Consider the following 25,445-nt stretch of genomic DNA (forward strand, 5'->3'; position numbering starts at 1 on the left):
CGTGTAGCCTGGCGCGTCTCTGGACGCGCTGCCCTTTCCCCTCCCGACATGCCGCTGACCCCTTCATCTCCTTGTCACGAAAATCTGGGTGAATGGATCCCGTTCCCCCTGCTCCCGGCGAGCCTCGACAAGGATCTCATGATGCCCAAGCCTCTCGGTTATGCCGCCCTGTTGAGTATGCTGTTGCTGCTCCATCTGGCCTGGCAGGAGCCCTCTCCCGGCGGGGTATGGCAAGGGTGGGAAGAGGCGATGCGGGGAAGCCTGAGCCGCCACTTTCTGCAGGCCGAGGGCAGCATGGCGCTGTGGCTGCCAGCGGAGCAAGGTGCCCGCTATCAGCAGCAGTTGGCCGAGCTGGAGCTGCAGTTGGCGGCAAGCCGGAACACCATGGGCGCCGCACGCTGGCAGCAGCACAGGGCGGCGGTGCTCGGCCAGTGGCGACGGGACTTCTTCGGCCAGGAGCAAGACCTGCGCTGAGTGAACCCTCATGAGCCGGGTTCACTGTCGGCTCATGGAAGAGGTCTGTTCGTCAGGCCTTGCCCTTGAACTGCTTGACGCTGCGCTTGTTGGCGGTGCGGCGATTCGCCTGCTTGTCCCTGGGGGCTCGCTTGCCCTCCCCGCTCGCAGGCTGGTCGGTGACCGGGAAGCCTTCAAGCTCGGTCAGCGGCAGCTCACGACCGGTCAGGGTGCGGATGGCGGCGAGGGTCTCGGCCTCCCCATGGCAGACCAGGGAGAGGGCGAGGCCTTTCTGTCCGGCGCGGGCGGTGCGGCCGATGCGATGCACATAGACGGGGGCATTGGCGGGCAAGTCCAGGTTGATCACCACAGGCAGTGCCTCCACGTGGATGCCGCGCGCCATCAGATCCGTGGCCACCAGCACCCGCACCCTGCCCGCCTTGAAATCGGCTAGCGCCTGCTCCCGCACCACCTGATCCTTCTCCCCGTGCAGGGCCGCCACCGCTATGCCCGCCTTGGCGAGCTTTCTGGCCACCCCATCGGCATCGTCCCGCGCGCTGATAAACACCAGCACCTGAGGCCAATCCTGTTCCTTGAGCAAGCCGATCAGCGCCGGCACCTTGCTGCTCTTGTTGACCAGATGGAGCCGCTCCTCGATCTCGCTCACCAGGCTGTTGAGGGGGGTTGCCTCGATGCGCACCGGGTTCGTCAGCAGGCCGGTGGCCAGGGTCTCGAGCTCGGTTGGCAGGGTGGCGGAGAACAGCAGGTTCTGCCGCTCGGTCGGCATGGCGTTCATCAGCCACTGGATATCGGGCCAGAAGCCCATCTCCAGCAGGCGATCCGCCTCATCCAGCACAAGGGTGCGCAGGTGGCTCAGTCCCAGCAGCCGCTGGGCCAGCAAGTCCCGCAGCCGCCCCGGGGTCGCCACCAGCAGTTGCGGCCCCAGGGCCAGCTCGGCCTGTTGCTGCTCCTGGGCCACGCCGCCGCACAGGGTCAGGAGACGCAGCCCCAGCGCCTCGGCACCGCCCTGCAGCGCGGCGCTAACCTGGGCCGCCAGCTCCCGGGTCGGCACCAGCACCAGCCCCTGTACCCGATCGGAGGCCGAGTCCAGCCCCTGCAGCAGCGGCAGGCCGAACGCCAGTGTCTTGCCGCTGCCGGTCTGGGCCAGCGCCAGCAGATCCTGGCCCTTCAGCGCCGCCGGAATGGCAAGCTGCTGGATGCGGGTCGGGGTGTGCAATTCGGCAGGCAAGGCGGCCAGCAGGGCGGGATCGAGGTGGAGTTCGTTAAAGGTCATGGGGCTACGCGGCAGGAAGAAGTGGGAGGCGAAGTCTAGCCAGCCTGACCCCATAAGTAAAAGGTCGGTGAGAAGAAGTGGGGGTATATGGGCCAGCCAGTCTGTTCACCTCAACCCTGAGGGCCACGGCGCCCGCAATAAAAACGGCCTGCATCAGCAGGCCGTCAGCAATCAGGGCAAGACGAAACTTACAGGGCGGCCAGGGCGGCGGCGTAGTTCGGCTCGTCGGCCACTTCGGCCACCAGCTCGCTGTGCAGCACCTTGTCGTTTTCATCCAGCACCACGATGGCACGGGCAGCCAGGCCCACCAGGGGACCGGAGGAGAAGGCCACGCCGTAGTCCTGCAGGAAGGAGACGCCACGCAGGGTGGAGAGGTTCACCACCTTGTCCAGGCCTTCGGCGCCGCAGAAGCGGGCCTGGGCGAACGGCAGATCGGCGGAGATGCACAGCACCACTGTGTTGTTCAGGGCGCTGGCCTGCTCGTTGAACTTGCGCACTGAGGTGGCGCAGGTCGGGGTATCGACGCTCGGGAAGATGTTCAGGATCTTGCGCTTTCCGGCGAAGGTCGCCAGGGTCGCATCGGACAGATCGCCAGCAACCAGGGAGAAGGGCTTGGCCTGCTCACCGGCAACGGGGAAATGGCCGGAGACGGAGACGGGGTTGCCTTGCAGGGTGACGGTATTGCTCATGTTAGGTCCTTGATTATCGATGGGGGATCCAGGGTTCCCAGTATAGGCCCAGCGGCAGGGGACAAACACCCGCTAACAAGAGGGATTTGTTGCCGCCCTGTCTCGCCCGTCCCGCTGAGAGGGTGCAAAGAGGGGCTTGACCTTGGACTTAACACCAAGGTTTACACTGGGCTCAGACATTAGGGATCCCGCAGGGGCGGGATCCACTCAAGAGGGACTCATCATGAGCAAATCCTGCTGCAGCCATTCCCATGCCGCCCCCATCAAGGCGGTCAGCAAGGCAGCCGCGCCTCAAGCCGAGCACAGCCACGACAGCCACTGCTGCGACAATGCGGCCCCAGTCAGCTGCAGCGCCGGTACGGCCTCCCATGCCCATCAGGAGCAGGGGGTAAACGAATCACCGGGGGATGAAGAGCCCCCCAGAGGAAGTTGCCAGAGTCAGGGTTGCTGTGACTCGCAGCCGGCTCATGACCATAGCGACCAGGCTGGTCATGATCATCAGTCGGTCGCCGACAGCCCCGAGCCCCTGGCTTCGCCGACTCAGAACAGTCGCCGCCACAGCTGGCAGGTGCTGGGCATGGACTGCCCCAGCTGCGCCCGCAAGATAGAGACCGCCGTCGGTCGGGTGGCCGGCGTGCAGCAGGCCCGCGTGCTATTTGCCACCGAGAAGCTGGTGGTGGATCTCGCCCCCGGCCTCTCCCCCGACCCCATCACCGCCGCCGTGCTGGCCGCTGGCTTCCGGCTCAAGGGCGAGGCCAGTGCCAAAGCCGCCGATGACAAGCATCGCAGCCCCTGGCTGACGACACTGGGCAACTTGTTTGGCAAATATGGGCAACCCCTCTCCCTGGCCGCCCTGATGTTGGTGGCGGCCCTGCTGCCGGCCCAGTTCGGCCAGCCGCTCTTTACCCTGGCGACACTCTGGGGGCTCTGGCCCGTCGCCCGCAAGGCCTGGGCATTGACCAATAGCGGCTCCCCCTTCGCCATCGAGACCCTGATGACGGTGGCGGCGCTCGGCGCCCTCTTCCTCGGCGAGACCGCCGAGGCGGCCATGGTGCTGCTGCTCTTCATGCTGGGGGAACACCTGGAGGCCTACGCCGCCGGTCGTGCCCGCGCCGGGGTCACCGCCCTGATGGCCCTGGTGCCCGACCAGGCGCTGCGCATTCGTACCACCGCAGAAGGTGAAAGACGGGAAGAGGTGGCCGCCGACGAACTGCGCCCGGGCGACATCATCGAAATCGCCCCCGGCGCCCGTCTGCCTGCGGACGCCCGTTTGCTGGATCCCCTCGGCGCCTTTGACGAGAGCGCCCTGACCGGCGAGTCCATCCCGGTGGAGCGCCGTCAGGGTGACAAGGTGCCCGCCGGCAGTCTGGCGGCGGATAGAGTGCTGCGGCTCGAGGTGGTGTCCGAGCCCGGCAACAACGCCATCGACCGCATCCTGCACCTCATCGAGGAGGCCGAGAGCCAGCGCGCCCCCATAGAGCGCTTCATCGACCGCTTCAGCCGCTGGTACACCCCGGCCATGATGCTGGTCGCCCTGCTGGTGATGCTGGTTCCGCCGCTCGCCTTCGGCCAGAGCTGGGACGAGTGGATCTACCGCGCCCTGGCGCTGCTGCTCATCGGCTGCCCCTGCGCCCTGGTGATCTCCACTCCGGCGGCGGTTACCTCGGCGCTGGCGGCGGCAACCCGGCAGGGGGCCCTGATCAAGGGCGGTGCGGCCCTGGAGCGACTGGCCCATATAGACACAGTCGCGTTTGACAAGACAGGCACCCTGACCCTGGGCAAGCCCCAGCTGACCGAGCTGACAAGCCTGGATGGCCGACCGGAGGCCGAACTGCTGGCCCTGGCCGCCGCCATAGAGCAGGGTTCCCATCACCCCCTGGCCCGCGCCGTGGTGGCTGCCGCGAGCGAGCAGGAGCTGACCCTGGCCAACGCCCAGGATCTGCGCGCCCTCCCCGGCATGGGGGTAGAGGGGCGCATCGACGGCGCCCTCTGGCAACTGCTGGCCCCGAGCCGGGTTCCCGCTCTGGGCGAGGCGCTCGAGGGGCAGATCGCCGCCCTGGAGCGCCAGGGCAAGACGGTGATTTTACTCTGCCGGATGGGAGAGGCGCCCAGCGCCCTGCTGGCGCTGCGGGATCAGATCCGGCCAGAGGCCGCGGCGGCGCTGCGCGAGCTCAAGGCGCTGGGGCTTGGCAGCATGATGCTGACCGGGGACAACCCGCGCGCCGCCGAGGCCATCGCCGGTGAGCTCGGCATGGACTGGCGGGCCAGCCTGTTGCCTGAGGGCAAGGTGGAGGAGATAGCCAGGCTCGCAAAGACCCGCAAGGTGGCCATGATAGGGGATGGCATCAACGACGCCCCCGCCATGAAGCGTGCCAGCATCGGCATCGCCATGGGGGGCGGCACAGACGTGGCGCTGGAGACCGCCGATGCGGCCCTGACCCACAACCAGCTCGGCGGCCTGGCCGCCATGATCCGGTTGTCCCGCGCCGCGCTCGCCAACATCCACCAGAACATAGCCCTGGCGCTGGGGCTCAAGGCCATCTTCCTGGTCACCAGCCTGCTCGGCATCACGGGTCTGTGGATTGCCGTGCTCGCCGATACCGGCGCCACCGCCCTGGTGACGGCCAACGCTCTGCGACTGCTGCGCAAGCGCTGAGGCACTTGGCCCGGACAGGCGCAAACAAAAAGCCGCAACCCTGGGTTGCGGCTTTTCTTTATGCGGGCACCGAGGCTTTGCCCAAAAAATCAAAGCGCGGCTGATGATGGCAGTCCGCGCCTTGTTCTTACTCTCTCGGTTTATCCCACCCTTGGCGAGGTGGAATTCAACCCGGGGCTGCCGAGCCAGCCCCGGACTCGATGAGAAGGCTTACTTGGGTGTGCACTCCTGAACAATACCAGTCCCTGGCTTGGCACCGGTTGGATCGACTTTCACCAAGAAACTCCAGTAACCCTGCGGGAGAGTCAGGCTATTGTTCTTTGCGCCAGAGCCGGGTTTGGCATAAGCGAATGCATAACCCACTTCCGGTTCAATGGCACCACCACCGTTGTACAGGTACTCAAACTTCCAATCCTCATCGGCAAGTTTGAACTCTGTAGTACCGCTGTAGTTAAACACCACTTGATAAATTGCCAGGTCCCCATCCATTCCTTTGTAGGAGAGCTGGTGTTCAGGCTTAACGCCCCACTCATTCAAGCCGCCTTTGACGAACAGGTTATGTTCCAGCGGATTGCCCGCCACCGTGTCCAGCACCTTGCAGCCCTGCACCGGCTCGGTGTAGCTGACGCTCAAGGTCGGCTTGTCCTTGTTCATGGCGGTGAAGACGAACTTGTAGGTACCGGCCTTGGCCAGATCGAGCCCGATATTGCCGGTATCTCCCCCCTTGCACAAGGTCAGCGGCGTGCCCACCACCAGCTTGTCAGCGGCGTTGCAGCTGCCGTAGTTGACCGGCCCCCAGCTGGCGTCGGCGATCTTCACTTCCGTCGTGCCCAGCTTGTCGGTTGCCACTTCGGTGGTGAACTCGTACATGAAGTTGCTGGTGAAGCTCATCGGGTTCGCTTCGCCCCACTCCCCGAGGAAGCCTTTCAGATAGACAGCGGTGTCACCGAAGGGAGGCAGGGTGCTCAGGTCCGTTTTCTTGCCCACCGGCAGACCCGCGCCCTGGGCGCCACTCTGCGGCTTGACGAAGACGGCGGCAGACCAGGCTCCGAGGGTCAGCTGGCCGTTGTCATAGCCGGCGCCACTGGCGATGCTGTCGACCCCGCGATGCTTGCCACTCAGCACCATGCCGGAAAGATCGATGGGCTGATCGTTGCCGTCACGGAAGTCGCCGATGCTCTGGGGGGCATTGGTGGCGTTGATCATCACCACCAGGCCGTCGATAGCGGGATCCAGATCCGCACCCGCGCTCGCACCGTCGTCCACGCTCATCACGATGAGGCCGGGAACCTGATCCGGCCCGGTGTTGCGGAAGTCAACCCGCTTGATCACCTCAGCCCCGCTGCCAAGGCGCAGCAGACGGGAGGATTGACGCAGCTCGGACAGCTCCTGGTAGAAGCTCACCATCTGCTGCATCTCGGCCGACCCCGGCGTGGCGTGCTGGCCGAGCACCTGCTCGATCAGCGCGTAGTTGGCCTCATCCTTGTCCTTGCGCGGCAAGCCCTTGTCGAAGTTGTTGTCCCCCAGGGTGTAATCGACCCTGTTGTACCAGTCGCCGGAGTCGTAGCTGTCACGCTCCATGGACTTGGAGCGCAACAGCTCGACCCCGGCGTGGGTGAAGGGAATGCCCTGCCCCAGCATGGCGGTGGCCAGCGACACCCCCTGCATCCGCACCAGATCGGCCCCTCCCCGCGCCTTGTAGACCAGGTTGTCGAACAGGGTCTGGTTGTCATGCTTGTCGACGTAGTTCTGAACTTCGGTCGGATCCTGGGCATAACCTGCGGCCTGACCGTTGTAGTCGATGTCGGCGCCCTTCTTCGGCACGCCGTCCTTGTCGGTCAGCACGAACTCCTTGAGGTTGCCCGCCATGCCGAGGCGCACCAGGTCTGACTGATGCAGGGCGGTGGCGAGATCCACGCCGTCCAGCTCGTTGGCATCCACCAGGGCGCCGTTGCCGAAGCCCTGGGTCTTGCGAATGGCCTCGCCGCCGTCGAACGGGCTGCCGCCGCGCACCGCATCCCGCAGCCGATCGGAGAAGGAGCCGATGCCGGTGCCGGCCAGGTGTTTCTGGGTCGCCTGCACGAAGCGCTTGTCATCCTGCACTTCGCCGAAGTTCCAGCCCTCGCCGTAGAAGTACATCTCGGGATTGACCTTCTTCACCTCGGCCAGTGCCTGCACCATCTGATCTTTCGGGTGATGACCCATGAGATCGAAGCGGAAGGCATCTATCTTGTAATCCCGCGCCCAGGTCACCAGGGAGTCGTCCATCAGCTTGGCGAACATGGCGTGTTCAGGCGCCGTGTTGGAGCAGCAGGTGGAGTTCTCGACCGAGCCGGTCTCGGGATTGAGGCGCTGGTAGTACCAGGGCACTATCTTGTCGAGCACGGATTTGGGCCCGAGGCCAGCTTCGTTGGTGTGGTTGTAGACCACGTCCATCACCACGTTCATGCCGATGTTCTGCTTGATGGCCATGACCATCTCGCGGAACTCCTTGATCCGGGCCGTCCCCTCCGCATTGGTGGCGTAGGAACCTTCCGGGGTGGTGTAGTGGTAGGGGTCATAACCCCAGTTGAAGGAGTCCACCCCGCGCAGATAGCCATACAGCTCCTGCACCACAGGATTCTCCTTGCTGTCGCTGGCTTGCAGATCTTCCAGCACCGCCGCAATGGTCTCACCGCCGCCGCAGTGGCTGGCGAACCTGGAGTTCTTGACCTCGGCATTGACCTCGCACAGCTTGCTGAAGTCATCGCCGATGTTGGCCACCTTGGCCGGATCCTCGTTGACGGTGGCGATGTCGAACACCGGCAGCAGGTGCAGGTGGCTGACGCCGCTCTTGGCCAGGGACTTGAGGTGGGTGACGGGGACGCTGTCGCTGTCGGTCAGCCCGAGGAACTTGCCGCGGTGCTCGGCCGGAGTGGAGTCGTCATTGCCGGTCAAGTCCCGGACATGGGCCTCATAGATGGTGATGTCGGCGGGATTGGCCTGGCTATGGGGTGCCTTGAGGCTGTCCCAACCCTCGGGTTTGAGGGCAGGATCGTCGAGATCCACCACCTGACTGAACTCGGAGTTCATGGCCAGGCTCAGGGAGTAGGGGTCTGTCACCTGGTAGGATTCCAGCTTGCGGCTGACCGGATGATAGACCTCGACGGCATAGCGATAGTACTTGCCCACCAGGTCGCTGCCGCCCTGCAGGCTCCAGCTGCCGCTGGCTTCGTCTTGTGTCATGGCGCGCTCGCCGAGGGCCTTGTGCTGCTCGTCAAAGAGCGCCAGCTTGACCGACTTGGCGGTCGGTGCCCAGAGCCGGAAGGTGACGTTGCCCCCTTCCACTATGGCGCCATAGGCCAGCTTGGTGGCGGCATCGGCATAGAGGGCATCGAGGGCACCGGCGCTCTGCACCAGGGTAGCCCCCTGCAGCACGCCCTCGTCATCGGTGCCTATGGCCACCAGTTCCCCCTTGAGCAGGGGCTTGAGATCCGCGCCCGATGGCAGGGCAAAGGCGGCGGCATCCTTGAGGTGCGGGTACTTGGCCTGCTGCGAGGCCGAGAGGCTGGTCGGGGTCAGCTTGATATAGGGGAAGTCGAATACCCCTTCGGCATTGGCGGTGATGGTGCCTGATTCGGTGTGGTAGAGGCGCACATAGGGCTTGTCCTTGCCCCCTTGCCAGATGAGTGTGTTACCGTCGATCAGGTGGGCACTGGCCCCCGCCACGCCGAAGGCGGCGGTGAAGGCCTCGGCACGGCTGCCGAAGATCTCGTTCTTGCCCGCGACTATGGCCACTGTGCGATCCGGGTGATCGCTGAAGATGACCTCCATGTTGGCACCTGTCAGGTTGGCCAGATCGCCGTTGCGCGCGATGAAGTTGATGCAGCCCTCCATCTTGGCCAGCGGCACCACCCAGGCCGGGCCGAAGCTGTCCGCATCGGCTGGAACATTCGCCTTGCTGTCCCAATCGTCATAGCTGGGAACCTTGGTCTTATCGATGGCGCTGCAGGCATCGTTGTTCCACAGGTGCAGGCTGTGGCTGGCGAAGGGCCCTGTGATACCGCGCGCCGCGCTGCTCTGGGTATCCACCAGGGCGATCACGGCCTCATCGGGACCGGCCACCAGCAGCTCGGCCGGGGGCTGGACGTTGGGAAGACGAGCGACGGGCTCATCCTGAGGGGTGGGGGTAGGAGTCGAAGAACTGTTGTCGTTACAGCCTGACAAAAGCGCGAGCAGTGAGGCTGTTACCAGCGCCACTTTGGTCTTTTTCATATCCATTTTTTTATAATTCCCGCTGTAGTTGGTCTCGATACTCGAGGTACCCGGTCGTAGCCGAGCGATGCCATATTAATCAGCGGAGATTGTTGTAAATGTGAGCAGCAAGGCAAAAAAAAACCAATCCGTTTCAACAAGATAACGTTTTCATAACGAAAATTGGATCGCGCTCACAGACCCGCCCCGGCTTTGGGCCCATACCAGCAGAGAGAGGGGTTCATGGCGGAAAAATCAATTTCCGTTCAAATGGATAGCAAGGAGTCATGGCCTATGAAACGGATCGAGGAGCAGGCAAAACGGCTGGATCAGGAGTATCAGGGGATTGCCCAGCTGTTCCACCAATTTTGCCAGCAGGCCGGGGGGCTCGCCGAGCAGTATCACTTCTTCAGCTGGCCCGATTACGAAGAGACACCGCCCCTCTGCCGGGCCTTCACCCTGCTGGGTGAGCCCCGCGAGCTGCGGCTGCGCTGTCAGCCCGGCGAGCGAGGAACCCTGGTCGGCATCATCCAGATCCTGGATGACGAGGGAAAGACCCACGCCAGCCTGGGCTTTCGCGCCGACGGCCACCTGCTGCTGGAGCCGGGTCGACTGCTGGATGATCCCCCTGGATTGCTGCTCAAGCTGATGCTGGGCTCGCTCTGGCAGGATCAGGCCAAGGGGGAAAACGAGCGCCCGCCACACTGAGGCCAGGCGCCGGAGGCCTGGCTGGCCTCATCCCTGCGCTATCTCTATGGTCAGGTGCACCAGCTCCTCGTGGATGGCGAGCCGTTCGCGGATCGCCTGGGCCGGGACTGGGACCGCCATCCGCAGGGAGAGCACGGCCGCATACTGCACCTGTCCCACCCGCCAGACGTGCAGATCGCGGATCTCGGCGTCAGGCAGCTCGGCTATCACCTCGCGGATCTCCGCCACCAGGGGAGCGTCCATCTCCGCATCCAGCAGCACCCGCCCCGTGTCCCGCAGCAACCCCCGGGCCCAGACCGCCACCAGCACGGCCCCCACTATGCCCATCAGGGGATCCAGCCAGTCGGCCCCCCACAGCATGCCCCCCACCAGGGCGATGATGGCCAGCACAGAGGTGGCCGCATCCGCCAGCACGTGGAGGTAGGCGGCACGCAGGTTCAGATCCTGATGGCCATGGTCGTGGGGGTGAGCATCATGGTCGTGACCCTGGTGATGATCGTGATGATGATCGTGATGATGAGCGTGGCCGTGGTGATGGCCCTGATCGTCCCTGAGCAGCCAGGCGCAGGCCAGGTTCACCAGCAGGCCGAGCAGGGCGATGCCGATGGCCTGCTGATAGTGGATAGGGCTGGGATCCAGCAGCCGGGCCACCGACTCGAACAGCATCAGACCCGCCACCCCCACCAGCAGCAGGGCGCTGCTGAAGCCTCCCAGCACCTCTATCTTCCAGGTACCGAAGCTGAATCTGTGATCCCGGGCGAAGTGGCGGGCGGCGCGATAGGCCACGACGGAGAGGCCAAGCGCCAGGGCATGGGAGCTCATGTGCCAGCCATCCGCCAGCAGCGCCATTGAGTTGTAGAACCAGCCACCGCCGATTTCCGCCACCATCATGATGAGGGTGAGCAGCACGGCCCAGCGGGTCTTGCGCTCCGCCAGCGGATTCCCCTGATGCACGACGGGTTGATGGCAGTGGAATGAGAGCAGGGATGACATGGATTTCTCCTGTGGGCCACGATGAAATATACTATACCCCAGTATAGTTTTATTGTGCGAGAGGATCCCATGTCACACACGGTTCACGACAAGAAGAAGCTGCTGGCCAGGGTCAGGCGCATCAAGGGACAGACAGGTGCGCTGGAGAGCGCCCTGGAGCAGGAGACAGACTGCGCCGCCATCTTGCAGCAGATAGCCGCCATCCGCGGCGCCGTCAACGGCCTGATGCTGGAGGTGCTGGAAGGCCATATGCGCGAGCATTTAGGGGCGCCGGAGGCGACCCCGGCCGAGCGGCTGGAGGATCTGGATCAGGTGGTGAGGGTACTGCGCTCCTACCTGAAGTAAGGGCTCCCCTGCCTGCTTGCCATAGGATACTGTCGTCGAGCAGGCTGGGCGGAACCGTTTCAGACTTGAGCCCTCGCCCGCTTTACGCCATGATGACCGCCGATCGTTTATCTCTGTCATCTGGATTCCACTTCGCAAGGACCCCCCATGTTTGAACACGTCGATGCCTATGCTGGCGACCCCATACTCACGCTCGTCGAGACCTTCCACAAAGACACCCGCGAGCAGAAGGTGAACCTGGGGATCGGCCTCTATTACGATGAGCAGGGCCGTATTCCGCTGCTGCCCTCGGTGCAGCAGGCCGAAGCCCAGCGCGCCGCCGCGCCGGCGCCGCGCCCCTATCAGCCGATGGAAGGGGCCGCCAACTACCGCACCGCGGTGCAGCACCTGCTGTTTGGCGCCGATCACGAGGCGGTCAAGGCCGGTCGCATCGCCACCATCCAGACCATAGGCGGCTCCGGCGCCCTGAAGATCGGTGCCGATCTGCTCAAGCGCTACTTCCCGACCTCGGAGGTGTGGGTCAGCAATCCGACCTGGGACAACCACAAGGCCATGTTCGAGGGAGCCGGCATCAAGGTGCACGACTACCCCTACTACGACGCGGCCACCGGCGGCGTGCAGTTCGACGCCATGATCGACTGCCTGAGCACCCTGCCGGCCAAGAGCATAGTGCTGCTGCACCCCTGCTGTCACAACCCGACCGGGGTGGATCTCTCCCGCGCCCAGTGGGACCAGGTGATCGCGCTGGTGGTTGAGAAGAACCTGATCCCCTTTATGGACATCGCCTATCAGGGCTTCGGTGACGGGCTGGAAGAGGATGCCTACGCCATCCGCGCCATGGTGGCCGCCGGTGTCAGCTTCTTCGTCAGCAACTCCTTCTCCAAGAATCTCTCCTTCTACGGCGAGCGCTGCGGCGGCCTGTCGGTCATCTGCCAGGATGCGGAAGAGGCGAGCCGGGTACTGGGCCAGATGAAGGCCACCGTGCGTCGCAACTACTCCAGCCCTCCCACTCACGGTGGTCAGGTAGCCGCAGCCGTGATGAGCCAACCCGAGCTGCATGCCCTCTGGGTCGGCGAGGTGACCGAGATGCGCACCCGCATCAAGGCCATGCGCCAGAAGCTGTTCGAGGTGCTCTGCGCCAAGGTGCCGGGCCGCGATTTTGGCTACTTCATCAGCCAGCGCGGCATGTTCAGCTACACCGGCTTCACGCCGGAGCAGGTGGACCGCCTGCGCGAAGAGTTCGCCGTCTACCTGGTGCGCTCGGGCCGCATGTGCGTGGCGGGCCTCAACAGCCGTAACGTCGACTACGTAGCGGACGCCATGGCCGCCGTGCTCAAGGGTTAATCCCCATGCCCCGCTCAGGCGGGGCTTTTTGTTTGCTCCGTCTGGAGGGGCAATACCGGCTGCCAGACGCTCCCCTCATCCTCGCCCGCACGGGCTTAATCCCGGGAGGTTTTATGGATCTCATCGCGCTCTCCCGCCTGGGCGGTCGCCATCTGGTGACCCTGCACCTGCTGCTGGACACCCAAAGCGTCACCCGCAGCGCCGAGCGCCTCTGCACCACTCCCTCCTCCGTCAGCAAGACCCTCAACCAGCTGCGGGATCTGCTGGGGGATCAGCTGCTCTACCGTCAGGGCAACCAGCTGCTGCTCACCCCCTTTGCCGAGCGGCTCGGCCCCAGCCTGCGCCGACTGCTGAGCGAGCTGAACGGCCTCACCAGTCCGGAGGGCTTCAACCCCGCCAGCTGGCAGGGGGAGCTGAATCTGGCGATGCGCGAGAGCAGCATGATCTGGCCCATGGGGCCCGTGCTGGGGACGTTGATGCGGGAGGTACCCGGGCTGGTGCCCGTCATCTGGAACAAGGATCAGCAGGGACTGGCAGCGCTGGCGGCGGGCAAGCTCGACTTCGTGATCCTGCCCCACGATCAGAGCCAACCCCTGCCCAGCCAGCCTGGCCTGATATGGGAGACGCTGCGGGAAGACAAGCTGGTCTGCCTGCTGCGCGCGGATCATCCGGCGCAGGATCAGCCCTGGGATCTGGATGCTTACTTAAGCTGGCGCCATATCCTCATTCGTGACAGCGAGCTGGCCGACCCCTTCTTCGAGCAGAGCCTGGCCCAGCGCCAGGTAAGGCGCCAGATTGGTGCCACCCTGCCGGACTTTGGCAGTGCCACCGCCCTGCTGCGTCAGAGCGATCTCATCCTCACCGCCATCGAGGGCTGGGCCGGGCAGGCCGAGCCGTCCGGGCTGGTGAGGCGGCCCGTCCCGTTCGACTATGGCGCAGTGACCCACAGCCTGGTGTGGTACGGCCCCCTGGGGGAAGATCCCGCCCTGCACTGGTTCCGCCAGCGGATCCTCCAGCTCGCCCGGGAGCTGGGTGCCTGAGAGTGCCCGGGGGGCTCAGGGCTTCTTGGTGTAGATGGGGCTCGGGAAGGAGGCGACGTTGTTGCCCAGCTCAGTGATGCGGGCCGCCCCCTGCTTGCGCACCTGATCGATGCGCAGCACCTGGTGCATGGGGATCAGGGTGCGGTTGACGTCGGCAAACTCACTCTTGAGCTTCTCGTGGCTGGGATCGACGATGAGCGCAGTGTGGTTGTCCCACACGAAGTTCGCGATCTCGATGAAGCCAAACAGCTGGCCCTGATTCACGTCCCTGACATAGACCTCGTAACGCTCGTTGTGACAAATAAACTGCACTCGATATAAGGCGTTGGCTTCACTCATGGGTATCTGTTGGTGATGGGCGGTTTTCCCATTCTAGCCGCCACTTTCCGCGCACCAAATAGACAGACATCACAGTTGCGTCATATCGAGTCTCAGGAGGCAGAACATGTCGGGCCCGTCACAGCGCCGGCAGGGCGATTGGGCCAAATCCTTTCACCTTCAATGCGTTGGACAACCTATCAAGCTCCTCCATGGCGGCCTCCTGCCAGCCCATCGCCTCCCCGCGCACCCCATGATGGCGAAAGCCGTTGAGACGAATAGGTACAGGTCCCAGCGTCTGCAAGAAGGCAGCGAGCCCGGCGTCCAGCTCCCCTCCGGCATCCAGAAAATCGCTGCGCCCCGGCACCTGGAGCAGCCGCAGCTCCGCCAGCTTGCCCGCCCGCGCGAGCAGTTGCAGCGAGGCCAGCACCCGCTCCCGGCCCTGACCGGTGAGCGAGTGATGCACCGACTCGCGCCACCCCTTGAGATCTATCATGGTGCCGTCCAGCACCGGCAGCAGCCGCTGCCAGCCCGTCTCGCCAAGGGAGCCGTTGCTGTCGAGCAGGCAGGTGAGATGGGCAAGATCCGGCGCGGCCTTGATGGCGGCAAAAAGTGCCACCACGAAGGGGAGCTGGGTGGTGGCCTCGCCGCCGGAGACGGTAATGCCAGTCAGCAGCGGGCCGTAGCGGCGCAGCAGGACCAGCACCTCGGCCACCGACATCTGGTGGGTCTTGGGGCTGGCGCTGCGGGGACAGGCATCCAGGCAGCGGTCGCAATGGGTGCACAGAGACGCCTGCCAACGCACCCTGCCATCAATGAGAGTCAGGGCGCCGCTCGGACAGCCGGGCACGCAGTCGCCACAGTGATCGCACAGCCCTATGGTGTGGGGGTTGTGGCAGCCCGGGCAGCGAAAGTTGCACCCTTGCAGGAAGAGCACCAGCCGATTGCCCGGCCCGTCCACGCAGGAGAAGGGCAACCAGCGGCTGACAGTCGCGGTGCGCTCCCCCTTGTCATCCTCAGTAGCCACACAGGCTAGCCTCGAGGCCCAGCACTCGCGGCGCCCGCTGGCGAATGCCGGTCAGCTCGCTCGCCTCGGCACCGAGACAGGTGGTCTGCAACCGCGAGCCTTCGGCGGCGAAGCGAGCCACATCGCTCTTGCGGATCATGTAGCCGGTCACCCGCACCAGATCGCTGTCCGCCACGTTGGCACTGAATTCGCGCATGCCGAGGGCGAAGGCCCCCTTGCAGAGCTGCAGCAGCGCCTGCGGGTTCTGGCGGATGGTGGGATCCAGGGTCAGGATCTCGCTGATCCCGGAGTGGTAGTAGCCGTGGTGCGGGGCCAGGGCCAGCAGGTGGCTAGCGGGATCCGGCTCCTCCCCATAAGGGATGCGCACCCCTGGGGTGACTCCCTTGTCCAGGCTGAGCCCGCCCTGGGAGTGCAGCAGGGCACGCCCGCCCCAGGCGTGTGGCTGGGGTCGGGCTGTCACCCAGGCCGAGAGCCGGGCCGAGATACGATGGCCGAGCTGGTTCGCCCCCTCGTCGTGACCATAGCGCCCGGCCAGCCCCTCTTTATCCATCAGCAGGTTCACCGCCTCCGCCATGCCATGGATACCGAACATGGGCACGAAACGCCCCTCCTCGATCAACCCCTCCTCCACCAGGAAGCTGGCGAAGAAGCCGGACTCTTCGTGCAGGAAGGCGGCCCTTGCCTCGATGAGGCGGGAGGCCTGCTCGCAATAGTGAGGCAGCCAGCGCGTCATGAACGCCTCAAGGTCGGCACTCTGCTCGGCCATCCCCTTGAGGGAGAGGCGCACCAGGGTGTTGGCGCCGCCCCCCAGGGGCAGGGCGTTGTAGCAGCTGACGATGCCAAAGCCCCGCTCATCGAAGGTCTCCCTGTGGATCGGGTAGTTGACTATGTGGGGCTTGCCGCACAGGGCTATGTTCTGCACCCCCTGCATCAACAGGCTATCCGGGGTCGAGGCGGGATCGTGAAACAGGCTGAGGTTCGGCGCCACCTGCTTGAGTTCGCCGTCGATGCGCAGGATCAGGCGGCAGATCCTGTTGTCATCCGGGCCTATGTTGACGTGCATGAAGGCGTCCGGCAGCACCCTGTCCAGGTAGATCCAGAACCCTTTCAGCTTGCGATGGAGGGTCTCGTCATCCAGCTCACCGACGAAGGGCAGCAGCAGGTGATCGAGGCGCCCCAGCCAGACCGGCATGCCGGTGACCGAGGGCACATGGTGATAGAGGATGCGCAGGGCATCCAGGGCCTCGTCAAAATCCCGTGGTGGCGCCAGCTCCAACCAGGGGGAGCCCTGACTCAGGAACTTCTCATAGTCCGGCAGCACATAGCGCGGCTTGTAGGGGGCATGTCCCTCGAACATGTCGCAGAGCACCCCTTGCGCCATCGCCTCGGCCACCTCGGCAGGCAGCGCGGGATAGGGCAGCGCATTCTCGGCGGCGAGCGCCAGGGCATGGCTCTTCTGAGCCGGGGAGAGCAGGGGGTCGCGCACTATGCGCTGGCAGCTGGCGGTGAGGGACATGGGAAACTCCTTGGCGGATGATTCCTAAATCCTCACACTCCAGAGGCCTTTTTTGAAGTGACATTCATAACATAACGGATGTCTGATAGAGACATCCGTTCAGCGGGATCACGGCTCAACCCAATCCGGGCAGCAGCGCCGCCAGTCCCCCCTGCCAGCGCAGCAGGAAGAAGCCCCCCATGCCGACCACCACCACCACCAGGGTCGGCAGCCGCAGCAGGGTCAGGGCGGTCACCAGCAGGGTGGCAGCCAGGTAGTCGGGATCCCAGTCCAGCCCCTTGCCCGGCTCATAGCTGAAGACGATGGGCAGCCAGATGGCGGTCAACACCGACTGGGCCGAGAAGCTGAGGAAGGCCCCCATCTCGGCACCGGGCTGATAGCGGGTCAGCCGCGAGAAGAAGGCAAAGCGGTTGAAGAAGGTGATCAGGGCCAGCAGGCCAATCATCAGCCAGCCCATGGTCATCTCCTCATCCGGTGCAATACATAACCCACCACCATGCCGGCCAGGGCCGAGATGATGATGTGGATCTCCGCCAGCAGCGGCTTGGTGAGCAGCGCAGTGCCGCCGCTCACCACAGTCGCCGCCACCATGGGCAGGTTCTTCATGGCGGGTATGGTCATGGCGATGAAGGTGGCGGCGATGGCAAAGTCCAGCCCCATCTTGTCCAGCCCCTCTATGTACTGGCCGGCGGCGATGCCGAGCAGGGTCGCCAGGTTCCAGAACAGGTAGAACACGAAGCCCGCGATCAGGGCATAAGCGGGGTTGAAGAGGCCGCTGCGCTCCCTGTCCTTGAGTGCCACCGCGAACATCTCGTCGGTCAGGAAGAAGGCGAGGCTGGCACGCCAGCGCAGGGAGAGCGGCAGCACGTCCCGGCGGAAGGTGAAGCCGTAGAGCAGGTGCTGGGAGGTGATCACCATGGTGGAGCCCATGATGGGCAGCAAGGGGGTGCCCGCCCCGAACAGTGTGGTGGCCGAGAGCTGGGCGGCGCCGGCATAGACCAGCAGCGACATCAGCTGGGCCTGCACCGGGCTCAAGCCCGCCTGCAGAGCCAGGGCGCCGCACAAAATCCCCCAGGGGATGACGGAAATGGAGAGGGGGAGAATATCCAGGGTGGCGCGCCACCAGAGCGCACCCGTGGGCTCGGGCGCGGCGATGCGGGTTCCTGACATCATGGGATCATCCTTGTGACTTCCAACGCGAGCCGGAAAAACTAGCACGGCGCGGGAGGGGCTGTCACGCCATCCAGGGAGGAAATAAAACGCCCGCTGGGCAGCGGGCGTGAACGGCGAGGATCAGGGCTCGATGACGATGGGAGTGCCAGGCTCGATGGCGTTCCAGATCTCGTCCATCTCGTGGTTGAGCACGGCGATGCAGCCATTGGTCCAGTTGGACGGCTGTACCCGGCGATCCCCCATGCGGTTGAGCTGACCATGGATCATGATCATGCCGCCCGGGCGCACTCCCAGCTCATTGGCACGCTTGATGTCGTCCAGATTCGGGTAGTTGATGTGGATCGCCTTGTAGAAGCCGGAATTGCTCTTCTTGTAGTCGAGGGTGTAGCGCCCTTCCGGGGTACGCTGATCCCCTTCCTGCTGCTTGTGTCCCTTGGGTGCAGGACCCAGGGCGACCCAGTAGCGCTTGACCGGCTTGCCATCCTTCATCAGGGTCAGGCTATAACTCGACTTCTTGACCACCACCATGTCGGCGGACAGGGTGGCAAAACTCAATGCGGGCCACAGCCCCAGCAAACACAACAATACGGCTCTCAATTTCCATCCCTCGACAAGCCTTCAGGGCTTTGTATTTAGCTAATCATCTGAATGTCGCCACTCTCTGGCGGCGAGCGAGCGCCATGATATGGGATCGCCGTGAATACTCAATATATCCCGAGAAACATATCTGTGACCCGCCTCCCCAGCGCTCAGCCAAAGCCCCTGCGCATCACCATAATTAATAGCCAAAACAGATAGATGGCGCAAAAAACAAACGTACCTTGCGCCCCGGCTTACACCGCGGCAAAGATCCTGTCCTGCCTCGGCAACCTTGCTTCCCGCTGAAATGAACAAGCCCTGCCGATGGGCAGGGCTTGCTGGTCGAGGAGCACCTCACCGGGCGGTGGCGGGCTCGCGCTGATAATGCTGGCGGATCCAGGCCTCGAAGTCGGCCAGCATGCTGGCCTCCGACTCGCTGTTGTCGGCAATCAGCTCGGCGCCGTGCATCACCCGGATCTGGGCGTCGAGCGGCGTCCCCTCTCCTGCCGACGGGCGCTGGCTCGCCGCCGTCATGCAGGCTTCGGCCGTCGCCCACGCCTGCGCCACGCTCTGGTTGCAAGCCTCGGCCAGGGGAGCGGCACTGAAGCCTTCGCCAGTGAGGCTGCGCAGCGTCTCATCGTGGGTCATGCCGTTGCCCGGCCCCCAGTAGTGAGCGGCCAGATCCGGCCCTATGCGCGGGTTGTCGGTGAGGTAGCCGTCGCGCGCAAGGAAGTAGGCGCGGGTCTGCTCCACCGCCATCAGCGCCAGCAGGTAGCCGTGGTAGGCGCAGGCCGACTCCTGATTGAGCAGGTGCGGGATGGCCAGCAGCGGGCGCGGGCTCTCTACCCCGAGGATGGTGCGCTCCCACTGGCGGGCTAGTGCCAGCACAGCCTCTGGGGTGCGATCGCCATCAGCCATGGCATAGAGATCCCGCTCGAAGTAGGCCACCAGCGCTATCTGGCGCTCGTTGAAGGCGCGAAACGGCTGGCGTGCCTCTATCATGGCCTTGATGAGCCCATCGGGGATCGCCTCCCCCGCCGAGCTCCTGGCGTAGCGTTTGAGCCAGTCGGCGTCGTCCAGCAGGCTGTCGCAGAACATCGACTGGGTCTCGGCATAGGCCATGGAGGTGGGGGGAAACTCCTGGGAGAAGCAGGGGGCGTTGCCGGTCACGTTGGCAAAGTGGGCCGCATGGCCGCCTTCGTGGAACAGGGTGTTGAGGCCGCTCCAGCCGCTGCCCACCTGGGCCGGATCCGCCAGGCTGGTGAAGTTGACTAGGGCGGGCACCCACTCCCCCTCCTGCCAGAAGCTAGGCACAGGGCCATGGCAGAAGCCGTTCTCGTATTTCCCCTCCCGGGTCAGCAGATCCAGGGTCAGGGTGGCGCCGCGATACTGGATGCCGAGGCGGCGGAAGCTCTGGACCCAATCCTTCAGCGCCCGGGAGAAGGGCACATAGGGGTCGAGCTGACGAGTCACGTCGCCGCTCACGCTGTAGCGCAGGTTGTGGGGCAGCAGGGCCGCCTCCCCCTTGGCGGCTTTCAGCTCCGCCAGACTCTGGTGCACCCGCTGCTCGGTGCGGGCAATAAAGTCGTCGAGCACGGCGAACAACTGCTCCGGGCTCATCTGCTCGTTCTTGTGCACCTTGTAGTCGAAGTAGTCGTTATAGCCCATGGCCCGGGCGAAGCGGTTGCGCAGGGCCACCACCTCGAGAAAGCCGTTGCCGACCACCCACTGCTCCAGGCGGTGGAACATGGCGAGCGCACTCTGGCGCACCGCTTCGTCGCTACTGGCGGCCAGCGCCGTGCTGGCGGCGGGCAGACTGCCGGCCACTTGCTGACCCTGCTCGTCCAGCAAAGTCAGCTTGAGCCCCTTGCGGCGGGCGAAGAGATCCGCCTCTGCGGCCACCAGCTCGTCCATCAGGGCGGCGGCGGCCGGATCTTCGATGACGTTGCACTCGAAGAAGGCAGCCCAGCCCGCCAGACCCCGCTTCAGATCCGCCTCTTCGGCCTGGGCCAGCATCTCCCGCAATGCGGGCAGCCTGGCCGGATCGGCACAAAACGCCTTGTAGGCCTGCTCGGCGGCGGTGAAACCGGCCTGATCGTCACTGGTGCCCATGTAGGTGGACCAGAAGAGATCCTCCTTGCGCCTGTGTACCCGCAGGTAGTCGGCATTGAGCTGGTTCAAGTAATTCCTGGCAATGGAACTCATAAATTCCCTCTTTTTATGGGGCGGCCACAGGGGCGCCCACTCCTTTTTGGTGAAATGCCAACTCATTCACACTTCTTGCAAATAGAGCCGACAAATGGTGCGCCGGGATGCGCCAGACCACGCTACCAAAAGCGAGGGTTTCTGTCTGCTGGCTATACTGGTTGCCAACACACTCAATTGGCAACCAACCATCACAACCCTTTGAAAGTTAAATAAATGTTAAACACAAAACAATCAAGGCCAGCCAGCTGACTGGCCCTCACCAGATCCGTACGGGAAAGAAGGAAAAGACTATGTTCAAGCTCGGTGATATCGCCGTGAGTCGCAAACTGATGCTGCTGCTCTCGGTGGCGCTGGTCGGCTTCATCGCACTGCTGCTCATCTCCGCCAGTGCCCTGCATCGCAACCTGATGAGTGAGCGGGAAGCCAGATTGCAGGCGGTGCTGGATCTCGCCATGAGCCGGATCCAGACCCTGGCCGCCACCCTGCCCGCCCCAGAGGCCCAGGCGCAAGCCAAGGCCATGCTCGACGGCATGCGCTTCGATGGGGACAACTACCTGTTCGTGCTGGATGAAAACCGCCACGTGGTGGTGCATCCCGCCAAGCCAGAGCTGGTCGGCCAGCAGATGGGCGGGACACCCGCCGAATCCCACTGGCAGCGCATGGTGGATCTCGGCAAGGGCGGCCATCAGGGTCGCCTGGAATACCAGTGGCTCTCTCCCTCCGGCGAGGCGGCCCAGAAGATGTCGCTAGTGACCGGCTACCAGCCCTGGGGCTGGATCCTGGGCTCCGGCCTCTTGCTGCAGGACATAGAGACCACCATCTGGTCCCAGTACCAGCTGATGGGGGGCGCCACCCTGCTGGTGATCTTGCTGATGGGGTGGCTGGGGGTGGCCATCAGCCGCTCCATCGTCAACCCGCTGGCGGAGATCAACAGGGCCATGGCTCAGGTGGCGGCCGGGGATCTGGTGGTCAGCATACCCGTGCATGGCAAGGATGAGCTGGGGGCCGTCGCCCGCTGTACCAATCAGGGGCTGGACGCCATTCGCCGCGCCCTGCTGGAGGCGAGCCAGGGGGCCCGCAACGTGGCGGATGCCGCCCTGCGCATCGCCGCCTCCGCCGAGCAGACCAATCAGGCGGTCAACAGCCAGCGGGATCAACTGGCCCAGCTCGCCACCGCCATGAACGAGATGAGCGCCACCATCTCGGATGTGGCGGGTCACGCCGAGAACACGGCCCGCGACACCCAGGACGCCACCAGCGAGGCCGGGCTCGGCAACCAGGACGTCCACGCCAGCGTGCACGGCATCCAGGCGCTCGCCACCGAGGTGGAGCAGGCCACCCATCAGGTCAATCGGCTCAAGGAGGGGGTGATGCAGATAGGGGAGGTGACCGCCGTCATCAGCGCCATCTCGGATCAGACCAACCTGCTGGCTCTCAACGCCGCCATAGAGGCGGCCAGAGCCGGCGAGCAGGGCCGCGGCTTCGCCGTGGTGGCCGACGAGGTGCGCCAGCTGGCGAGCCGTACCCGCCACTCCACCGAGGAGATCCAGAGCACCATCACCCAGTTGCAGCAACGGGCGGTGACCGCCGCCAGCGCCATGGATGCCAGCCGCAAGCTGGCGGAGAGCAGCGTCGGCCAGTCCGAGAAGGCGGGGCAGGATCTCTCTCTCATCGTCAATCACATCCAGCACGTGAGCGACATGGCGACCCAGATAGCCACGGCGGCGGAACAACAGAGCATGGTGGCCGAGGAGATGAACCGCAACGTCAGCGGCATCAATGACTCGGCCCTGGAGATGTCCCAGGCCGCCTCCCAGCTGGCCCGGGAGAGCGAGCTGCTGGCCGGACTTTCCCGCAGCCTGGACGAGCGGCTGGCGGTGTTCAGGCTCGGCAATGCCCTCCCCCGGGATCTGGCGACCGGGCAGGCCCCGCGCCCCTCGTCCTCCCGCCGCACAGACCAGTACCCGCACCACTGACCGTCTGACACAGTCCCATCCCCTGCCGGCCTAGCCGACAGGGGATTTTTTCATTGATGAAAAATGTCGCGATTTTGCATCTTTTGACGGAGCGGGCGAAGTAAAACCAAACTTGATGAATTAAATATAATTTTAAAAACAGAGAGTTAAGTGATTGCTCTACTCCGATGAGGTCAAGCTGTAAAGATTTACACTTAATAATTTAATCAAAAGAAGCCATCATGGTTGCGCCGTCCTCAAGGGCGGCACCCTGACCCTTTATGTAGTCATTTGGCAAACTGGTTGAAAGGCCAGGACGCAAAGCCTCCGGTCTAAAGACATGTCGTCCAGGATAGCGGGGTTGCCACACCCAGGTGTGTCACGGGGAACTCCCCTGCCAACTTGACTGCCCACATCACCGAACAGAGGAATGTATGGCAGCAAAAATCCAACTCAATCATCTGGCCGCGGCGCTGGCGCTGCTGGCCAGCGGCGGCGTGCTAGCCCACGGTTATATCAGCCAGCCGGAAGGGCGCAACTATCTGTGCAAGACCGGCGGCAACAGCCAGTGTGGCGCCATTCAATGGGAGCCCCAGAGCCTGGAGGCGCCGTCCGGCTTCCCCGATGGCGGCCCCGCCGACGGCCAGATCGCCTCGGCCGGGCACCCGCAATTCGGTGAGCTCAATGCCCAGACCAGCGATCGCTGGACCAAGCGCAATGTGCAGGCCGGTCCCTTCGCCATCAGCTGGACCTTCACCGCCAACCACGTGACCCGCAACTGGCGCTACTACCTCACCAAGCAGGATTGGAACCCGAACCAGCCCCTGACCCGTGACGCCTTCGATCTCAATCCCTTCTGCGTGATCGACGGCAACATGGTGCAGCCCCCCAAGCAGGTCACCCATCAGTGCACCCTGCCGGCACGCACCGGTTACCAGGTCATCCTCGGGGTCTGGGAGGTGGGTGATACCGCCAACAGCTTCTACAACCTGATCGACGCCCGCTTCGACGGCGGCACCCAGCCGCCGCTGACCTGGAGCCAGGGCGGGACCATCTACCCCTCCATCGATCTTGCGGCCGGTGACAAGGCCAAGACCCGGGTGTTCGATGCCAGCGGCGAGCGTGCCGACCTGCAGACGGTGCTGACCATAGCCAGCGCCGAGCAGGGCCAGAAGAACAACTGGGCCCACGCCCTGGCAGGCAAGATCAATGCCGAGCAGACCCAGATCCGCGCCGGCCAGCAGGGGGCCGATGGCCAGTTCAACCCCGTCTACGGCCAGAACCCCATCTACCTGAAAGCCGGCAGCAACCTGCAACGGGTCGAGATCCAGCTCGAGCAGCAGCAACCGCCGGTGGGCAACAGCATCAACGTGAGCGGCCTGGCGAGCAACTACCAGCTCGACAACGGCAAGGTCACCCTGAGCTTCACCGTCACGGCGCAAGGGGATCTCGCCGTCACCAATACCCTGTATGACCATGGCGGTGTCGCCAAGGGCCAGAGCGGGGCCGACATCAAGGACAGCAGCCAGAGCTTCACCATGGAGGCCACGGGTCTGAGCGCGGGCCACCACCAGCTGGTGATAGAGGGCAAACCCAAGGCGGGGGGGGAAGTGGTGCAGCAGACCCTGGATCTGATGTTCAAGGAGCCGGCCGGTGGCGACTACCAGTTCAGCTTCCCGGAAGGGCTCAAGTCCTATACGGCCGGCACCAGGGTATTGCAGCCGAAGAATGGCAAGATCTATCAGTGCAAGCCCTTCCCCTACAGCGGTTGGTGCAGCCAGTGGTCCAGCACGGCCACCCAGTATGAGCCGGGCATAGGCTCCCACTGGCAGGAAGCCTGGATCGCACAATAACGCTGTCGCAGTGACATCAATAAAACGGGGAGCCCATGGCTCCCCGTTTCTCATGCGCCGCTCGGCTCAGATCTGGTAGTCGAGCAGGGGCTCGTTGCTCATGGCCCTGGCCTGGATCTCCGCCAGCGCCAGCTCGGGGTTGCAGAGCTGGATGAACTGCCAGGTGAAGTTGTGCTGGAACTGCCCCTGCTTGAGACCTATCCAGGCGGTGTGCGGCGCAAACAGCCGGCTGCCGTCGAGCTGCACCAGCCCCTTGTCCCGCTGGGGATCGAACGCCATGTCCGCCAGTATCCCCACCCCCATCTCCAGCTCGACATAGGTCTTGATGACGTCGGAATCCTGGGCGGTCAGCAGGATCTGCGGATGTATCCCCGCCTCGGCGAAAGCCTCATCCACCCGCACCCGGCCCGTCAGGCCCGCCTGATAGGTGACTATGGGCCAGTGGGCCAGCGCCGCCAGGGTGAGTTCCCGCTCGGCGGTGAGCGGGTGCTGCTCCGGCACCACTATATTGTGGTGCCAGCGGTAGTAGGGAAACGCGACCACACCTTCGCTCTTGTCGAGCTGCTCGCTGCTGATGCCGATATCCACTTCGCCGGTCTGCACCAGCCGAACTATCTCTTCCGGGCTGCCCTGACGCAGCTCCAGCTGCACCAGGGGGAACTGCTCGCGAAACGCCTTCACCACACGGGGCAGGGCATAGCGCGCCTGGGTGTGAGTGGTCGCTACCAGCAGCCGCCCGGAATCCCGGTTGGCAAAGGTGCTGGCCAATTTGCGGATATTGTCGGCGTCCCCCAGGATACGCTCGGCGATCACCAGCAGCTCCTTGCCCGGCTCCGTCATGCCGAGCAGCCGTTTGCCGTAACGGATGAAGAGCGCGAGCCCGAGCTCCTCCTCCAGCTCGCGGATATGGCGGCTGACCCCGGACTGGGAGGTAAAGAGGGCATTGGCCACCTCGGTCAGGTTGTAATCCCGCCGCGCCGCTTCCCGGATAATGCGTAATTGCTGAAAATTCACCTCATCGCCTCCTGCGCTGAGTGGCGGTGGATGCTGCCACCGTCCTC

The 25,445-nt window shown here is 64.3% G+C and carries 20 protein-coding genes and 1 riboswitch; of the genes, 8 read left to right on the plus strand and 12 right to left on the minus strand.

All coding sequences use genetic code 11. The features are described from left to right. The first annotated feature begins 141 nt into the window (after nt 1-141). A complete protein-coding gene (locus Aeroheme_RS17355) occupies nt 142-474 on the plus strand; it encodes a hypothetical protein (protein ID WP_411166272.1) in 333 nt (110 codons plus the stop codon). 52 nt (nt 475-526) lie between these two features. Here Aeroheme_RS17355 and Aeroheme_RS17360 read toward each other — a convergent pair whose 3' ends face one another. Both Aeroheme_RS17360 and tpx read right to left on the minus strand, forming a co-directional pair. Beyond that, a complete protein-coding gene (locus tag Aeroheme_RS17360; RefSeq protein ID WP_411166273.1) occupies nt 527-1,747 on the minus strand; it encodes a DEAD/DEAH box helicase in 1,221 nt (406 codons plus the stop codon). A gap of 188 nt (nt 1,748-1,935) precedes the next feature. Then, the gene (gene tpx / locus Aeroheme_RS17365) at nt 1,936-2,436 is read right to left on the minus strand and encodes a thiol peroxidase (protein ID WP_042044238.1); all 501 of its coding nucleotides are present in this window, start codon (nt 2,434-2,436) and stop codon (nt 1,936-1,938) included. 223 nt (nt 2,437-2,659) lie between these two features. On the opposite strand from tpx, the gene Aeroheme_RS17370 reads away from it, so the two are divergent. Further along, nucleotides 2,660-5,092, plus strand: a complete 2,433-nt coding sequence (locus Aeroheme_RS17370; RefSeq protein WP_411166274.1) for a zinc/cadmium/mercury/lead-transporting ATPase — start codon at nt 2,660-2,662, stop codon at nt 5,090-5,092. 210 nt (nt 5,093-5,302) lie between these two features. Here the strand turns inward: Aeroheme_RS17370 and pulA are convergent, their stop codons facing one another. Next, complete coding sequence (pulA, locus tag Aeroheme_RS17375) at nt 5,303-9,352, minus strand: pullulanase-type alpha-1,6-glucosidase (RefSeq protein ID WP_411166275.1); 4,050 nt, start codon at nt 9,350-9,352, stop codon at nt 5,303-5,305. 267 nt (nt 9,353-9,619) lie between these two features. On the opposite strand from pulA, the gene Aeroheme_RS17380 reads away from it, so the two are divergent. Beyond that, nucleotides 9,620-10,033: a hypothetical protein gene (locus tag Aeroheme_RS17380; protein ID WP_111913645.1), complete on the plus strand. Its 414-nt coding sequence runs from the start codon at nt 9,620-9,622 to the stop codon at nt 10,031-10,033. A gap of 27 nt (nt 10,034-10,060) precedes the next feature. On the opposite strand, the gene dmeF is transcribed toward Aeroheme_RS17380, so the two are convergent. Continuing rightward, nucleotides 10,061-11,026 carry a CDF family Co(II)/Ni(II) efflux transporter DmeF gene (gene dmeF, locus Aeroheme_RS17385; protein WP_111913643.1) on the minus strand — a complete coding sequence of 322 codons (966 nt, stop codon included), beginning with the start codon at nt 11,024-11,026 and terminating at the stop codon, nt 10,061-10,063. 69 nt (nt 11,027-11,095) lie between these two features. Between dmeF and Aeroheme_RS17390 the strand changes: the two genes are divergently transcribed. The 3 genes from Aeroheme_RS17390 (at nt 11,096) to Aeroheme_RS17400 (ending at nt 13,755) form a co-directional block, all read left to right on the plus strand. After that, nucleotides 11,096-11,371 carry a metal/formaldehyde-sensitive transcriptional repressor gene (locus Aeroheme_RS17390; RefSeq protein ID WP_106884936.1) on the plus strand — a complete coding sequence of 92 codons (276 nt, stop codon included), beginning with the start codon at nt 11,096-11,098 and terminating at the stop codon, nt 11,369-11,371. A 147-nt stretch (nt 11,372-11,518) separates the two neighbouring features. Continuing rightward, nucleotides 11,519-12,715 (plus strand): aromatic amino acid transaminase, encoded by a 1,197-nt coding sequence (locus Aeroheme_RS17395; RefSeq protein ID WP_289981527.1) that lies wholly within the window; start codon nt 11,519-11,521, stop codon nt 12,713-12,715. A 113-nt stretch (nt 12,716-12,828) separates the two neighbouring features. Next, a complete protein-coding gene (locus Aeroheme_RS17400; protein ID WP_411166276.1) occupies nt 12,829-13,755 on the plus strand; it encodes a LysR family transcriptional regulator in 927 nt (308 codons plus the stop codon). A gap of 15 nt (nt 13,756-13,770) precedes the next feature. Here Aeroheme_RS17400 and Aeroheme_RS17405 read toward each other — a convergent pair whose 3' ends face one another. From Aeroheme_RS17405 to Aeroheme_RS17435, 7 genes are all read right to left on the minus strand, one after another. Continuing rightward, entirely contained in the window at nt 13,771-14,094 is a 324-nt protein-coding gene (locus Aeroheme_RS17405; protein WP_106884945.1) for a DUF1820 family protein, read from the minus strand. Between the two features lie 118 nt (nt 14,095-14,212). Next, a complete protein-coding gene (locus Aeroheme_RS17410) occupies nt 14,213-15,100 on the minus strand; it encodes a YjjW family glycine radical enzyme activase (protein WP_411166277.1) in 888 nt (295 codons plus the stop codon). Next, nucleotides 15,090-16,616: a YjjI family glycine radical enzyme gene (locus Aeroheme_RS17415; protein WP_411166278.1), complete on the minus strand. Its 1,527-nt coding sequence runs from the start codon at nt 16,614-16,616 to the stop codon at nt 15,090-15,092. Before Aeroheme_RS17415 ends, Aeroheme_RS17410 begins: the two co-directional genes overlap by 11 nt. Nucleotides 16,617-16,731: 115 nt before the next feature. Beyond that, nucleotides 16,732-17,073, minus strand: coding sequence for an AzlD domain-containing protein (locus Aeroheme_RS17420; RefSeq protein WP_106884948.1), 342 nt, complete (start codon nt 17,071-17,073; stop codon nt 16,732-16,734). 2 nt (nt 17,074-17,075) lie between these two features. Beyond that, entirely contained in the window at nt 17,076-17,789 is a 714-nt protein-coding gene (locus Aeroheme_RS17425; RefSeq protein WP_411166279.1) for an AzlC family ABC transporter permease, read from the minus strand. 120 nt (nt 17,790-17,909) lie between these two features. Next, nucleotides 17,910-18,386: a murein L,D-transpeptidase family protein gene (locus Aeroheme_RS17430; protein WP_106884950.1), complete on the minus strand. Its 477-nt coding sequence runs from the start codon at nt 18,384-18,386 to the stop codon at nt 17,910-17,912. 336 nt (nt 18,387-18,722) lie between these two features. After that, nucleotides 18,723-20,573, minus strand: a complete 1,851-nt coding sequence (locus Aeroheme_RS17435; protein WP_411166280.1) for a M3 family metallopeptidase — start codon at nt 20,571-20,573, stop codon at nt 18,723-18,725. A gap of 293 nt (nt 20,574-20,866) precedes the next feature. On the opposite strand from Aeroheme_RS17435, the gene Aeroheme_RS17440 reads away from it, so the two are divergent. After that, nucleotides 20,867-22,552: a methyl-accepting chemotaxis protein gene (locus Aeroheme_RS17440; protein WP_411166281.1), complete on the plus strand. Its 1,686-nt coding sequence runs from the start codon at nt 20,867-20,869 to the stop codon at nt 22,550-22,552. Between the two features lie 262 nt (nt 22,553-22,814). Next, a riboswitch (cyclic di-GMP riboswitch) is annotated at nt 22,815-22,900 on the plus strand. Nucleotides 22,901-22,965: 65 nt separating this feature from the next. Beyond that, nucleotides 22,966-24,384, plus strand: a complete 1,419-nt coding sequence (gene gbpA / locus Aeroheme_RS17445) for an N-acetylglucosamine-binding protein GbpA (protein WP_411166282.1) — start codon at nt 22,966-22,968, stop codon at nt 24,382-24,384. A gap of 66 nt (nt 24,385-24,450) precedes the next feature. On the opposite strand, the gene cbl is transcribed toward gbpA, so the two are convergent. Then, nucleotides 24,451-25,398, minus strand: a complete 948-nt coding sequence (gene cbl / locus Aeroheme_RS17450; RefSeq protein ID WP_025325756.1) for an HTH-type transcriptional regulator Cbl — start codon at nt 25,396-25,398, stop codon at nt 24,451-24,453. Between the last annotated feature and the right edge of the window lie 47 nt (nt 25,399-25,445).

The sequence above is a fragment of the Aeromonas sp. DSM 116730 genome (assembly GCF_046581335.1).
Lineage (GTDB): Bacteria > Pseudomonadota > Gammaproteobacteria > Enterobacterales > Aeromonadaceae > Aeromonas > Aeromonas rivipollensis.

What these genes read in the sequence shown, in the direction of transcription:
- Aeroheme_RS17355 (WP_411166272.1), top strand. Translation starts at nt 142, where the DNA reads ATGCCCAAGCCTCTCGGTTATGCCGCCCTGTTGAGTATGCTGTTGCTG.
- Aeroheme_RS17360 (WP_411166273.1), bottom strand. Translation starts at nt 1,747, where the DNA reads ATGACCTTTAACGAACTCCACCTCGATCCCGCCCTGCTGGCCGCCTTG.
- tpx (WP_042044238.1), bottom strand. Translation starts at nt 2,436, where the DNA reads ATGAGCAATACCGTCACCCTGCAAGGCAACCCCGTCTCCGTCTCCGGC.
- Aeroheme_RS17370 (WP_411166274.1), top strand. Translation starts at nt 2,660, where the DNA reads ATGAGCAAATCCTGCTGCAGCCATTCCCATGCCGCCCCCATCAAGGCG.
- pulA (WP_411166275.1), bottom strand. Translation starts at nt 9,352, where the DNA reads ATGGATATGAAAAAGACCAAAGTGGCGCTGGTAACAGCCTCACTGCTC.
- Aeroheme_RS17380 (WP_111913645.1), top strand. Translation starts at nt 9,620, where the DNA reads ATGAAACGGATCGAGGAGCAGGCAAAACGGCTGGATCAGGAGTATCAG.
- dmeF (WP_111913643.1), bottom strand. Translation starts at nt 11,026, where the DNA reads ATGTCATCCCTGCTCTCATTCCACTGCCATCAACCCGTCGTGCATCAG.
- Aeroheme_RS17390 (WP_106884936.1), top strand. Translation starts at nt 11,096, where the DNA reads ATGTCACACACGGTTCACGACAAGAAGAAGCTGCTGGCCAGGGTCAGG.
- Aeroheme_RS17395 (WP_289981527.1), top strand. Translation starts at nt 11,519, where the DNA reads ATGTTTGAACACGTCGATGCCTATGCTGGCGACCCCATACTCACGCTC.
- Aeroheme_RS17400 (WP_411166276.1), top strand. Translation starts at nt 12,829, where the DNA reads ATGGATCTCATCGCGCTCTCCCGCCTGGGCGGTCGCCATCTGGTGACC.
- Aeroheme_RS17405 (WP_106884945.1), bottom strand. Translation starts at nt 14,094, where the DNA reads ATGAGTGAAGCCAACGCCTTATATCGAGTGCAGTTTATTTGTCACAAC.
- Aeroheme_RS17415 (WP_411166278.1), bottom strand. Translation starts at nt 16,616, where the DNA reads ATGTCCCTCACCGCCAGCTGCCAGCGCATAGTGCGCGACCCCCTGCTC.
- Aeroheme_RS17420 (WP_106884948.1), bottom strand. Translation starts at nt 17,073, where the DNA reads ATGGGCTGGCTGATGATTGGCCTGCTGGCCCTGATCACCTTCTTCAAC.
- Aeroheme_RS17425 (WP_411166279.1), bottom strand. Translation starts at nt 17,789, where the DNA reads ATGATGTCAGGAACCCGCATCGCCGCGCCCGAGCCCACGGGTGCGCTC.
- Aeroheme_RS17435 (WP_411166280.1), bottom strand. Translation starts at nt 20,573, where the DNA reads ATGAGTTCCATTGCCAGGAATTACTTGAACCAGCTCAATGCCGACTAC.
- Aeroheme_RS17440 (WP_411166281.1), top strand. Translation starts at nt 20,867, where the DNA reads ATGTTCAAGCTCGGTGATATCGCCGTGAGTCGCAAACTGATGCTGCTG.
- gbpA (WP_411166282.1), top strand. Translation starts at nt 22,966, where the DNA reads ATGGCAGCAAAAATCCAACTCAATCATCTGGCCGCGGCGCTGGCGCTG.